Annotated in this window: 12 protein-coding genes; 7 read left to right on the forward strand and 5 right to left on the reverse strand. The window is 72.4% G+C overall.

Translation table 11 applies throughout. From position 1 onward, the window contains the following. Positions 1-6: 6 nt before the first annotated feature. Together ASC64_RS01065 and ASC64_RS01070 are read right to left on the reverse strand one after the other, a co-directional pair. On the reverse strand, positions 7-1,551 hold the full coding sequence (locus ASC64_RS01065) for a M1 family metallopeptidase (RefSeq protein ID WP_056905669.1): 1,545 nt from the start codon (positions 1,549-1,551) through the stop codon (positions 7-9). Beyond that, positions 1,548-2,126, reverse strand: a complete 579-nt coding sequence (locus ASC64_RS01070) for an RNA polymerase sigma factor (RefSeq protein ID WP_056905670.1) — start codon at positions 2,124-2,126, stop codon at positions 1,548-1,550. The genes ASC64_RS01065 and ASC64_RS01070 overlap by 4 nt, the downstream gene beginning before the upstream one ends. 20 nt (positions 2,127-2,146) lie before the next feature. Between ASC64_RS01070 and ASC64_RS21865 the strand changes: the two genes are divergently transcribed. After that, entirely contained in the window at positions 2,147-3,604 is a 1,458-nt protein-coding gene (locus ASC64_RS21865) for a serine/threonine-protein kinase (protein WP_156384939.1), read from the forward strand. A 12-nt stretch (positions 3,605-3,616) separates the two neighbouring features. On the opposite strand, the gene ASC64_RS01080 is transcribed toward ASC64_RS21865, so the two are convergent. Continuing rightward, the gene (locus ASC64_RS01080; RefSeq protein ID WP_056905672.1) at positions 3,617-4,255 is read right to left on the reverse strand and encodes a hypothetical protein; all 639 of its coding nucleotides are present in this window, start codon (positions 4,253-4,255) and stop codon (positions 3,617-3,619) included. A 10-nt stretch (positions 4,256-4,265) separates the two neighbouring features. Continuing rightward, positions 4,266-4,919 carry a hypothetical protein gene (locus tag ASC64_RS01085; protein WP_156384940.1) on the reverse strand — a complete coding sequence of 218 codons (654 nt, stop codon included), beginning with the start codon at positions 4,917-4,919 and terminating at the stop codon, positions 4,266-4,268. A 105-nt stretch (positions 4,920-5,024) separates the two neighbouring features. Here ASC64_RS01085 and ASC64_RS01090 point away from each other — a divergent pair, with 105 nt between their 5' ends. After that, complete coding sequence (locus ASC64_RS01090; protein WP_056905674.1) at positions 5,025-6,515, forward strand: amidohydrolase; 1,491 nt, start codon at positions 5,025-5,027, stop codon at positions 6,513-6,515. 114 nt (positions 6,516-6,629) lie between these two features. On the opposite strand, the gene ASC64_RS01095 is transcribed toward ASC64_RS01090, so the two are convergent. Next, complete coding sequence (locus tag ASC64_RS01095) at positions 6,630-7,784, reverse strand: helix-turn-helix domain-containing protein (RefSeq protein ID WP_156384941.1); 1,155 nt, start codon at positions 7,782-7,784, stop codon at positions 6,630-6,632. A gap of 136 nt (positions 7,785-7,920) precedes the next feature. On the opposite strand from ASC64_RS01095, the gene ASC64_RS01100 reads away from it, so the two are divergent. From ASC64_RS01100 to ASC64_RS01115, 5 genes are all read left to right on the forward strand, one after another. After that, positions 7,921-9,051: a ferredoxin reductase gene (locus ASC64_RS01100; RefSeq protein WP_056905676.1), complete on the forward strand. Its 1,131-nt coding sequence runs from the start codon at positions 7,921-7,923 to the stop codon at positions 9,049-9,051. Positions 9,052-9,128: 77 nt separating this feature from the next. Then, the gene (locus ASC64_RS01105; protein WP_056905677.1) at positions 9,129-10,361 is read left to right on the forward strand and encodes a fatty acid desaturase family protein; all 1,233 of its coding nucleotides are present in this window, start codon (positions 9,129-9,131) and stop codon (positions 10,359-10,361) included. Positions 10,362-10,571: 210 nt separating this feature from the next. Then, the gene (locus tag ASC64_RS21870; RefSeq protein ID WP_156384942.1) at positions 10,572-10,730 is read left to right on the forward strand and encodes a hypothetical protein; all 159 of its coding nucleotides are present in this window, start codon (positions 10,572-10,574) and stop codon (positions 10,728-10,730) included. 186 nt (positions 10,731-10,916) lie between these two features. Next, on the forward strand, positions 10,917-11,153 hold the full coding sequence (locus tag ASC64_RS01110; protein WP_056905678.1) for a hypothetical protein: 237 nt from the start codon (positions 10,917-10,919) through the stop codon (positions 11,151-11,153). A gap of 79 nt (positions 11,154-11,232) precedes the next feature. Then, positions 11,233-12,738 (forward strand): hypothetical protein, encoded by a 1,506-nt coding sequence (locus tag ASC64_RS01115; RefSeq protein ID WP_056905679.1) that lies wholly within the window; start codon positions 11,233-11,235, stop codon positions 12,736-12,738. Positions 12,739-12,741 lie beyond the last annotated feature (3 nt).

Genomic DNA, 12,741 nt, shown 5'->3' on the forward strand with positions numbered 1-12,741 from the left:
GGAGGCTCAGGCCTTCGGCACGCCCGGCTTCGGCGTCGCGCGTCCGGTGATCCAGGCGTCGAAGAAGCCGGACAGCTCGCGCCCGGTCTCCTTCTCCCAGTGGTCGAAGATCTGCTCGCGGGTGACCGAGGCGCCGTCGTTCTCGACCAGCCACGAGCGGGCGATGCGGTAGAACTCGTCGTCACCGAGCTCGACGCGCAGCTCGTTCCACATCAGGCCGGGCGTGGTGTAGATGTTCGAGCCGCCGAACTGGCGGGGGTCGTAGTCGCCGGGAGGGCCGTACTGGTCACGCAGACCCTGGTCGGCGGCCCGGGCGCTGTCGATGCTGACGCGCAGCGGCTGCAGCTCGTGCTCGTCCTGGTAGATCCACTGCATCAGCATCGTCATGCCCTCGTTGAGCCACACGTCGCGCCAGTCGCTGGGCGAGACCTGGTCGCCGTACCACTGGTGCACGAGCTCGTGGGCGATGACGGCCGGCGAGAGGACGTAGTCGTTGTTGCCCAGCGTCACCATCGTCTGGGTCTCCATGGCGCTCATCGAGTCGGTGACGACCAGGCCGAGCGAGTCGAACGGGTAGGGCCCCAGCTTGGACTCGATCCAGTCGACCGACGCCGCTGCGCCCTGCACCTGGTCGAGGTGCTGTGCCATCCCGCGAGGCGTCCAGTAGTCGACGCGCATCCCGGCCGCCGTCGCGGTGCTGCTGTGGGCGTAGTCGCCGATCGCCAGCGTGATGAGGTACGACGACGCCGGCTCGGTCAGCTGCCACGAGGTCGTGGTGCCCTCCTCGTCGGTCGTGAGCTCGGTCAGGTGCCCGTTGGAGATGCCGGTCCACGGCGCCGGCGCGTGCACGGTCACGTCGTAGAGCGCCTTGTCCGACGGCTGGTCGTTGACGGGGTACCAGGTGTAGGCGCCGTAGGGCTCCTGCATGGTCCACACCTCGCCGGCGTCGGTGATGGTGAAGCCGGTGGTCGAGAAGTCGCCGCGCGTGGTCGGTGCGGGTGCCGGCACCGGCGTGCCGACGTAGTCGAGGCTCAGCTGGTAGCGCTGGTCGGCGACGATCGGCGCCTTGACGACGAGGTCCTTGCCGCGCCGCGCGAAGACGACGGGCTCGCCGTCGAGGGACACCTCGCCGACGGTGAGGCCGCGGCCGAGGTCGAGCTGGAACCGGGGCGCCCTGCGGGTCGCCCGGAAGTCGATGACAGCCTCGCCCCGGAGCTCCTCGTCCGACGGGTCCCAGGTGAGGTCGAGGTCGTAGTGCAGCGCGTCGACCCGCGGGTCGCCGACGTCGGGGTAGACGCTGTCCTCGACCGGCGTCGAGAGCGCCAGGTCGAGGTCCTGCTCGACGGGCTCGGTGAGGGGCGGCGGCGAGGTGGGCGCGACCGCGTCCCGGGCGGCCTCGGTCGCCGTCGCCGCGGGCCGCTCCAGCTCGCCGGCGGCCTCCTGCTCGCTCGAGCAGCCGGCGAGCAGCACCAGCGCCGCCAGCACGCCGAGCCGGGTGCGCAGGCCCGCGGGGACTGCTGCCGCGGGCGCACTCGACCGGCGTCGGGTCATCTCTCGCCCCGAAGCAGCGGCCGGGCGAGCTTGCGGCCGTGGTGGATCTGGGCCTTGACGGTGCCCAGAGGGGCATCGACCAGCGCCGCGATCTCGTCGTAGGGGAGGCCGTAGACGTCGCGCAGCAGCAGCGGCTCGACGAACTGCGGGTGGTCGCGCTCGATCGTCTCCATCGCGTCGAGGAGGTCGAGCCGGGTGCCGGCGATGACGCTGGTGGTGCGCGGGTCGGGGCGGTCGTGCGCGCCGTCCTCGAAGTCCGTGGGGGTGGCCAGGTTGCGCAGCCGGCGGTAGGTCGTGCGGGCACTGTTGACGGCCACGATGTGCAGCCAGGTGGTGAACCGGCCCCGGCCGCCCCAGCTGCCGATCTTGGTGGCGACGTTGAGCATCGCCTCCTGGCACGCGTCCTCGGCGTCGCCGGAGTAGGGGAGCACCCCGCGGCAGATGTTCAGCACCCGCGGTCGCACCTCCGCCAGCAGCTGCTCCAGTGCATCACGGTCGCCGTCACGGGCCTGCTGGGCCAGCGCGTCGATGTCGTCGGGTGCCAGTGCGGCCCCGTGCTCCCCCGAATAGCTCACCCCTGCACGATAATGCCCGGGTGTCCGCTCCCTCTCGCCTCGGTCGGTATCCCGTGCGCCGTCGCATCGGGTCCGGGGCCTTCGCGACCGTCTGGCTCGCCTACGACGAGCACCTCGACTCGCCCGTCGCCATCAAGGTCCTCGCGGACAACTGGACCGGCGACCTGCACATCCGCCAGCGCTTCCTGGAGGAGGGCCGCTTCCTGCGCAAGGTCGAGTCGCCGCACGTGGTGACCGTCTACGACGCCGGCGAGCTGGTCGACGACCGCCCCTACCTCGTCATGGCCTACGCCGACCAGGGCACGCTCGCCGACCGGCTCGAGCTGTCCGCCCTGGAGCCTGCGCAGGCGCTCACCGTCATCTCGCAGGTCGGGAAGGGCCTGACCGCCCTGCACGACCGCGGGGTGCTCCACCGCGACATCAAGCCCGCCAACGTGCTGTTCCGCACCGTCGAGAACGGCCGCGGCTCGCAGGTCGTCGCCATGGTCGGCGACCTCGGGCTGGGCAAGGCCATGGACATGTCGTCGCGGCTGACCATGGTCGGTGGCACGCCGACCTACGTCGCGCCCGAGCAGGCGCTCGGCGAGGGACTCGACCCGCGCGCCGACCAGTTCTCCCTCGCCGCACTCAGCTACTACCTCCTGGCGGGTCGTCAGCCCTACGACCACAAGAGCCTCTCGGCGGCCGAGGACCCCGCGCCCCCGCCGCCGATGGAGATCGGCAACGCCGACGCGGAGGCCGTGGTGCTCAAGGCGTTGTCAAAGGACCGCGACGACCGCTTCGACGACGTCGAGTCGTTCGTCGCCGCGCTCGTGGACGCCATGGGCGGCGACATCGACGAGGCGCCCCAGGCGTGGATGCCGGTGGATCCCGAGCTGACCCAGGCAGGGGCGCGGCCCGTGAGCACGGGCGTCATCGGCAGCCTGCCGTCGGTGCCCGACGCCGTACGCCGCCGCACGTGGCCGTGGATGGTCGCCGCGGTGCTGGCGCTGGCGATGGGCGGCGGCCTCGGCTGGACCCTCGAGCGGGCGGCCACCACCGACCGCACCATCGACGACGCCACCGGCACGATCTCGGTGACGGTGCCCGAGGCCTGGACCGCGCAGGTGGACCCCGAGCCGTGGACGCCGGCGGAGGGCCAGCAGGAGCAGCCCTCGATCGCGTCCGGGTCGCGCGCGGACTGGAACACCGACGCCGCCCCGGCCCCCGGTGTCTTCGTCGGCATCCTCGAGGGCGAGAAGCTGCCGACCCGCGTGCCCCAGCACCCGGCCTGCGAGACCGCGCGCAAGCCGGTCTTCGACGAGCGCGAGGGCGACCGGTCGATGACCGTGTTCTTCAACGGCTGCCCGGGCGCCGACTACACCGTCGAGCGCGTCGTCCAGGTCAACGAGAACCAGCTGCTGTGGGTGCAGGTGCGCAGCCACGACCGGGGCACCGCCAACCGGGTGCTCGAGTCGGTCTCCTGCTTCTGCGCCTGAGGCGTGCTGGGCTCAGCCCAGCTCCATCCCCGCGGCGACGCGCGCGATCAGGTCGGCCATGCCCGCGTCGTCCACCTCGCGTCCCGTCACCGCGATCTCGACCTGCGCGTTGTCGGAGCCGGTGAGGTCGAGCCACGTGAGGTAGCCGTGGCGCAGGTGGTTGGACGTCACGAACGTGAAGTGGAGCAGGCCGTCGGCCTGGCTGATGATGTCGACGTTCTCCTCGTCCTCGTTGAGCTCGCCGATCCGGTTGTCCAACGTCCACTGGATCGAGCGTCGGTTGCTGAGCACCTGCTCGACGCGCAGGACGTAGCCGAAGTCGGGTTGGTCGGGCGGTCGCCACTGCCACTCGTTGAGGGAGTTGACGGAGAAGTCCCAGCCCCGCGGGACCGGGAACGACATCTTGAAGTCGCCCGTGCCGACGCTGGTGCGCACCAGGTCGAGCGACGGCGCCAGGGGCGCGGTCCCGGGGTCGGGCAGCAGCTCGGGGACCGGGTCGACCGGCAGGCTCGGCGACTGGGCCGCCACCGGCGCCGCGGCACCACTGCCGGGAGGGTGCTCGCCGACGACCAGTGAGATGCCGAAGCCGGCCACGCTGCCGAGCGCGAGCAGCAGCACGAGGGCGAGCGGGGCCCGGGTCCTCACCGCCATGGGTCCCTCGTCACTGGACCGGTCCGCCGGTCGCGCCGCGCATGCCCTCGGCGACCCGGTCGATGAGGTCCTTGCTGCCGGGCACGTCCCGCTCGCGGCCGTGCACCACGATCTCGACGTCGGCCTGGCCGCTGGAGTCGAGGTCGAGCCAGCGCATGAAGCTGTGGCGGGCGTTGCCCTCGTTACTGCGGTAGGTGTACTCCAGCGAGCTCGGGCCGCGGTCGACGATGACCACGTCCTCCTGCTCGGCGCGCAGCCGCTCGACGCGGATGTCGATGGCGTCCTCGATCGTGATGTCCTGGCTGTCGATCTGCTCGACGCGCATCACGTAGCTGTTGTTGGACGTGCCCGGCTCCTTCCACTTCGTCTCGTTGGAGGCGTTGGCGTTGGTGCGCCAGCCCCGCGGGACGGGGAAGAAGATCTCGAACTTCCCGCTGCCCATCGCGCCGGTGGTCATCGGGATCCCCGGCAGGAGCCTCGGGTCGTCCGGGTCGGGCGCATAGGGACGCGGCGCCTGCACGGGGAGGTCCGGCTCCTCGGCGGGCACGGGAGCCGGCACGCCGGCCCCGATGCTGGTGTCGCGGGTCTGTGCGGAGGCGGCGTAACCGCCCCCGGCGCCGACCGCCAGGAGCACGACCAGCACCGCAGGCCCCCGCCATTCCATGGGCACAACCTAACGGGGGCGCGGCCCGGCGCTCTCCTGCCCGCGCCCGGTCCGGCTCGCGGGGGGCGCGGTGCATGCCCGCACAAGACCTCTTACGGTGGCCCCATGCTCCTGCGCAACGCCCGCCTCGTCGCCGTCACCGAGCACGTGCCCGGACCCGTCGACGTGCGCGTCGAGGACGGCCGCGTCGTCGAGGTCGGCCCCGGCCTGAGCGCGCGCGGCAGCGAGACGTCGTACGACGCCGGGGGCGGGTGGCTGATGCCCGGCCTGTGGGACCAGCACGTGCACCTCGGCCAGTGGACGCTCGCCTCCGCGCGGCTCGACCTCGGGCCCGCGCGCTCCAGCGCGGACGCGGTGGCGCGGGTGCGCGAGCGGCTCGAGCAGTGGCCCGACCTGCCGGTCATCGGCTGGGGCCACCGGCCGACCGCGTGGCCGGACAACCCCACGGTCTCCGACCTCGACGCGATCGCGACCGACCAGCCGATCGTGCTCATCGCCGGCGACGGGCACCACGGCTGGCTCAACACGATCGCCCTGCACATGCTCGCCCTCCCGATCCGCGACAGCGTCGTCACCGAGGCCGAGTGGTTCCAGGCCTACGGCCGGCTCGCCGCCGTCGTCGGCTCCGACGGCACCGCTCCGGAGGCCTACCGGCGCTCGATGGAGGCCGCAGCGGCGCAGGGAGTGGTCGGCGTCGTCGACCTGGAGTTCAGCGGCGGGGTCGCGGACTGGGCCGCCCGCTGGGCCGGCGGCGCCGACCTGATCCGGGTCCGGCACGCCTGCTACGCCGACGGGCTCGACGACGTGCTCGCACGTGGCCTGCGCTCGGGCGATCCCCTCGACGGGGATCCGAGGCTGACGATGGGGCCGCTGAAGATCATCAGCGACGGCTCCCTCAACACCCGCACCGCCTGGTGCTGCGAGCCCTACGCCGAGAAGGCGGTGCCCGGCTTCGAGGAGGGCCAGCCCAACCAGACGCCGGCCGAGCTCCGCGAGCTGCTCGCCCGAGCCGTGGCAGGGGGGCTCGAGGTGGCGGTGCACGCCATCGGCGACCGGGCGGTCACCGAGGCGCTGGCCGCCTTCGCGGACACCGGTGCCCGCGGCGGGATCGAGCACGTGCAGCTCACCACCCGCGGCGACGTACGCCGGATGGCCGCGCTCGGTGTCCGGGCGAGCGTGCAGCCGGCCCACCTCATCGACGACCGTGACGTCACCGACCGGTTGTGGCCCGGGCGCGCGGAGCGGTGCTTCCCGCTGCGCTGGATGCTCGACGACGGCGTCGACGTTGTCCTGGGCTCCGACGCCCCGGTCTCACCGCTCGACCCCTGGCTCGCCATCGCGGCCGCGGTCCACCGCTCCGGCGACGACCGCGAGCCCTGGCACCCCGAGCAGTCGATCACCGCCCGCGAGGCGCTGGCGGCGTCGACCGACGGGTGGGGCACCGTCGCCGTGGGTCACCCCGCTGACCTGGTCCTCCTCGATGCCGACCCGCTGGCCGGCGCGTCCGACCGGGCCCACGGCCTCGCGCTGCGCGACTTCGCCGACCACGTCGTCACCACCTGGGTCGCGGGTGAGACGGCGTACGAGCGCGACTGACCGCGGGGGCCACAACCGCCGCACATGTGCGGGTTCTCGCCCTCGGTGATCCGTCCGAGGGGCCAGAACCGCCACACGTGTACGGCTTCTCGCCCCGCGGCGGTCCCCTGGCCGTCAGGCCAGCGCGAGCGTCGCGTCCAGCACGAAGGCCGGGTCCTCCAGCCGGTCGCCGTAGACCTCGCGGAGCTGGCCGACGCGGTAGCGCACGGTCTGGGCATGGACGAAGAGCTCCTCGGCGACCGCGTCGCGGCGGCCGTGGTGGAGCAGCCAGCTGCGGAGCGTGTCGGTCAGCTTCTCCGCCGTCGACGGTCGGAGGTCGGCCAGCGGCGCCAGCACCCGGGCCCGCAGGTCTGCACGCGCGTCGGCGTCGGCTGCCAGCACCAGTGCGGCGAGGTGGTCGTCGGAGTCCACGAGCCCCTCGACGCCGAGCGTGGCGCACCGCACGGCCCGGCGGTAGGACGCCGACGCCTCGAGCCACGCGGTGCTGGGCCCGACGACTGCGTCGGTGCCGCGCAGCGCCCGCAGCAACGTACGACGTGCGGTGGCCGACCCGGTGCTGGGCACCAGGAGCAAGGCATGCCCCTCCGGCAATCCGGCCAGGTCGTCGGTGGGCTGGAGGGTGCGGGGGTCGAGCGCGGTCAGGGCGTGGGAGACCTGCGACTCCGGGAGCAGGACCGCGGTCAGCGCACCGGGCGGCTCCCAGTCCGCCCGCTCGGCGGCCGCGTTGACGGCGTCGGCAGGGGCGCCGGTGAGCAGGGCCCGTGCGAGGCGTTCGAGGTTGCGCTGGCGCACGCGCCCGCTGCTCTCGAGCTCGTCGGTGTGCCCCGCGACCGAGGCCGCGGAGAGCTCGTCGATGTAGGCGAAGACCAGCTCGGCGAAGCGCGCCAGCTGCTCGGCGCCGATCCCCGCCTCCACGGCGGCGTCGGCCATGTCGCGCCACGAGGTGCGCGCGCCGACGCGGTAGGCGGCCAGCAGCGCCTCGACGGTGCGACCGCTGCGCGCCTCCCCGCGACCGAGCTGGTAGGCCCCCTCGATCGCCGGTGCCTTCGGCGGCGGCGCCTTGCCGTCCTGGCGGGTGGCGAGGGTGAGGAAGCCGCCGAGCGCGAGCTGGACCGCGTTGCGGATCACCTCACCCATCCGACCGCTGAAGGCGCCGGCATAGCTGGGCACCTCGTCGATGATGGTGAGGACGACGCGGTCCGCGACCTCGACGAGCCGCGAGCGCAGCGCCTCGGCCACCTGCGGGTCGAGGCCCACGACTGTCTGCATTTGTGTGGCAGAGCGCACAGGTTCTGTTGCCATCGGGACTCCTGTGGTGTCTTTTGTTCGCGACGAACAAGAGTCTAGCCCCGATTCACGTGCTCAGCGCAGGAACATCCGGCCCGCCTCAGCCACATTGGATGACATGACCACGACTCTCGAGCCCCCCGCTCGCGGCGCGCGCCCGAGCCGCCGACTGGGAGACCACCTGGTCCGCGTCGCCGAGGCCGCCACGACGCCCTACCTCCCGGCCGACTTCCTGGACCTCTTCGCACCCCTGCGCTCGGGTGCCGACCTGCGCGGTCGCATCGAGTCCGTCCACCCCGAGACCGCCGACGCGGCCACCATCGTGATCCGCCCCGGCGCCGACTGGGCCGGCCACGTGCCCGGCCAGTACCTCCGCATCGGCATCGACGTCGACGGCGTACGCCAGTGGCGCGCCTACTCGCTGACCCACGGCCCGCGCCGCGACGGTCGCATCTCGATCACCGTCAAGGCCGTGCCGGACGGCCTGGTCAGCAACCACCTCGTGCACGAGGCCTGTCCCGGCACCCTGGTCCACCTCGAGCAGGCGGCCGGCGAGTTCGTGCTCCCGCCCGCGGGTGGCAAGTTCCTGATGGTCACCGCCGGCTCCGGCATCACGCCGGTCATCGGCATGCTGCGCAACCTGTTCCCCAGCACCGACGAGGGCGTGCTCCGCCCGGTCCGCAGCGCCGTCCACGACATCGTCGTGGTCCACGTCGCGCCGAGCCACCCCGACTCGATCTTCATCCGCGACCTCGAGGCGCTCGACGCCGCGGGCGCGATCCGCCTCGTCGCGCGCTACGACGACGAGCACGGCGTCCTCGACGTCGACGACCTCGCCGCGCTCGTGCCCGACCTCGCCGAGCGCCAGACCCTGGCGTGCGGCCCGGCCGGCCTGCTCGACGCGCTCGCCGCGCACCACGACGCCGCCGGCCTCACGCTCACCACCGAGCAGTTCCGCACGGCGCGGGTCGAGCCCGGAGACGGTGGCACGGTCACCTTCTCGTCCGGCACCACCCTCGAGCTCGACGGTGCGACGCCGATCCTCGACGCGGCCGAGGAGGCCGGGATGCTGATGCCGAGCGGCTGCCGGATGGGCATCTGCATGGGCTGCGTGATCCCGCTGCGCGAGGGCAGCGTCCGCGACCTGCGCAACGGCGCGATCACCACCGCCGTCCCCGGCGAGACCGGCGCCCTCAAGGTGCAGACCTGCATCAACGCCGCCGCCGGCCCCTGCCACATCGACCACTGAGGCCCACCACCCCCACCGCGTGGTTTCGAGGCTCGCTGCGCTCGCACCTCAACCACCGAAGAACGGAAGGAACACCCATGACGACGATCCAGAAGAAGGCCGTCCTCGGCCAGGCCAACCCGATCGCGCACCTCACCGAGGCCGACATCGAGCAGATCGGCATCGAGCTCGACGCGATCCGCCAGGACGTCATCGACAGCCGCGGCGCCAGCGACGCGGCCTACATCCGCCGGGTCATCGACACCCAGCGCAAGATCGAGCTCGGCTCGCGCGCGGTGCTGCTGTTCAGCGCGTTCCCGCCGGCCTGGGTCCTCGGCACCCTCGGCCTGAGCATCTCCAAGATCCTCGACAACATGGAGATCGGCCACAACATCCTCCACGGCCAGTGGGACTGGATGCGCGACCCGAAGATCCACTCCTCGACCTGGGAGTGGGACATGGCCTCGCCGGCCGAGCAGTGGAAGCACAGCCACAACGAGCTCCACCACACCTACACCAACGTGATCGGCAAGGACAACGACCTCGGCTACGGCATCATGCGGGTCGACGAGGACCAGCCGTGGACACCCGCGTCGCTGGCCCAGCCGCTGTTCTGCTTCATCAACGCCGTGTTCTTCGAGTACGGCATCGCCGCCTACGACCTCGAGCTCGGTGCGGTCATCGCCAAGAAGCAGACCAAGGACCCCGAGTTCCGTCGCCGTGCCAAGCAGGTGCTGGGCAAGATCCGCAAGCAGGCGACCAAGGACTACGTCGTCCACCCCCTGCTGTCGATCCCGACCGGCTCGTTCGTGCCGACGCTCGCGGCCAACGTCACCGCCAACATCGTGCGCAACCTCTGGTCGAACTCGGTGATCCTCTGCGGTCACTTCCCCGAGGGCGTCGAGACCTTCGAGAAGCGCTCGATCGAGGGCGAGAGCAAGGGTGACTGGTACGTCCGCCAGATGCTCGGCAGTGCCAACATCTCCGGCTCGAAGTTCCTCCACCTGATGACCGGCAACCTGTCGCACCAGATCGAGCACCACCTGTTCCCGGACCTGCCGTCCAACCGCTACGCCGAGATCGCGCCCAAGGTGCAGGCCCTCTTCGACAAGTACGACCTCACGTACTGCGCGCGGCCGATGGTCCCGCAGGTCGCCTCTGCCTGGCACAAGGTCATCCGGCTGTCGCTCCCCAACGGCTGGCTCAAGACCACCAACGCAAAGAACGCCCCGCAGCAGCTGGCCGTGCTCTACAAGATGGCCACCGGCGACCGTCGTACCCGCCGCCTGCTGGGCCGCAAGCTGGAGAGCGAGGCGCGCGCCGCTGCGTGACGCCCGGCGGCGACCACTCTCCGCCCCGTTCTCCGCCCCGTTCTCCGCTCCGGACGACGCACCCGCAGATCAGTAGTCCTGCCGATGTATCAGGACGGGCCTCCGCACATCCTTGATGTCGACACCGCGCCAGGCTCGGGGGTGCCTGGCGCGGGTCACTGGAAACACACATGGGGGAGCTGTGGGGAACAACGGGGGAGAGATGGACGTGTGCAGGACCAGCAGGACCGCCGCCACGGGGGCGAGCCGATGATCCGCGTCGGTTCGGTGGGGCGGCCGCTGCAGGAGGACGCCGGTCGGGTCGTGGTCTACGTGCCGCGCCCGAGGGGGACGGCGGCCAACGAGATGCCGGCCTTCCCGGCAGCCTGAGGGGCTAGCGCCTCAAGCGCACGTCAACTCGTCGATGAGGGACGGTCCTGGTCTGGACCGTCCCTCAAGACTTTTCGCAGGCTTCGCGCAGGCCATTCCCCCACATGGGGGAGCGCTCCTACCGTTGCCCGCGTGGCGATCCGTGGGGGGTCGCCCGGTGGTGGGGACCAGAGGGGATTCGCTGACATGGGCGAGCACAGCATCGAGACGTCGGACATGGTTGGTCGGCTCGCCGACCTCCAACGGCTCACGGGGGGACTCCTCCCGCGACGTGAGCCCGAGCCGATCGTGATCCCTGAGGCGGCACGCCCTCTGATCCCTGTCCCCCGCCGGTCGCGGGTCTTCCTCCGGCACGGTGGCGGCCACGGAGCCTTCGCCGACGTCACGCTCACCGCGCCGCACGTCCGTCACGTCACCGACTGACGCGATCGTCCGGCGCCGTCGCTGCGCCTCCCCGTTGTGCCTCCCCGATGGGGGCACGCCGCTGACCTAGCATCAGCCGGTGGTCTGGGTGGTGGGGGTGCTGCTGCTTGCCTGGATGGCGTGGGGACCCGTCGTCCTGGTCCTCGCCGCCGGCGCTCTCTGCGTGCCGCGCCTGCGCTGGTGGGTGCTGGACCGGACCTACGTCAGCCGGCAGGTCGCCGTCCGCACTGCGGGTGCTGTGGCCCTGCTGGTCGCCGCGGTAGTGGTCGTCCCCGACGGCTGGCTGCCGATCCCGCCGGCGCCGGGGATCTGGGCCGCGCCGTCCTACGTCGGTCGCCCGGCGTCGCCGCAGGCCATCACGTCCGAGCTCCCGCCGAACCCCCAGCTGTCGACCGTGCCGGCCACCAGCCGACCGGGCCCGGTGGGGCTCCAGCCCGACGTCGAGACCTCCTGGTTCGGCCTGCAACGGTGCGGTCGGCTCGAGGTGACCTCCACCGACCGGCTGGTCGCGCTGTGCCATGACCGGTCCGGGCCGGTGCTGCGCCTCGTGGACCCCGAGTCCATGCGGCCCGTGGAGACCAAGGACCTCCCCGAGGGTGACGGCCGCGCGGCCTGTCCGGGCGACGCGCTCTACCTCGATGCCCAGGACCGCGCAGTGGTGGCGACCACGGACCGCAGCGTGCTGGCGGTGCGCACCTCCGCGGACGAGGGCGAGGACGGTCTCCGCACGGAGACCACCTGGGACCTCAAGCCCTACGTGCCGTTCGGTGACTGCGTGGTCGCGCTCGCCCCCGACTGGTCCGGCCGGATCTGGTGGGCTTCCGGGAAGGGGCTCGTCGGCACGATCGCGCCGGAGTCGGACGACGTACGCGTGCTGGACCTCGCCGAGGACGTCGAGCACGGGTTCGCGACGGACCCCGACGGCGGCGTGCTGCTGGCCACGGACGAGGCCGTGCACCGCCTCGGCGCCGGACCCGACGGCGTACCCCAGGTCACCTGGACCGCGGCGACCGGGCACGCGAGCGGCAGCGCGCCGGTGCTCGTGGACGGCGGCGCGGTCGCGGTCACCGACCTGGGCAAGGACCAGCTCTCCGTGGTGTTCCTCCGACGCGGCACCGGCGAGGAGGTCTGCCGCGAGGCCGTCTTCGGGAAGGGTGACGGGGACGTGGACGCCGACCTGGCGGCCGTCGGGCCGGGAGTGGTCGTGACCAACGACCACGACTACTCCTCGCCGCGCAGCACGCTCCTCGGCTTCACCAGCAGTGCTGGCGTCGCGCGCGTCGACCTGGTCGACGGCACGTGCGCCGAGCAGTGGACCAGCGAGCAGGTCGTCCCGGGCTCCGGCGCCGTCGCCAGCTGGCCCACGGGCCTGGTCTACGCCTGGACCAAGCGGCCCTCGCTGCTCGGCGTCAGCGCGTGGTACGTCACCGGGATCGACGCGCGGACCGGCCGCAGCATGTGGAGTGTCCGCGCCGGGACCGGTCTGCTCGCCGGCAGTGACGGGTCGCGGCTCGCCCTCGGCCCCGGAGGCTCGCTCTGGATGGGCACGCTGTCCGGGCTGGTGCGCGTCACCGACCGCAGCTGAGGC

It is taken from the genome of Nocardioides sp. Root122 (genome assembly GCF_001425025.1).
Taxonomy (GTDB): Bacteria; Actinomycetota; Actinomycetes; order Propionibacteriales; family Nocardioidaceae; genus Nocardioides.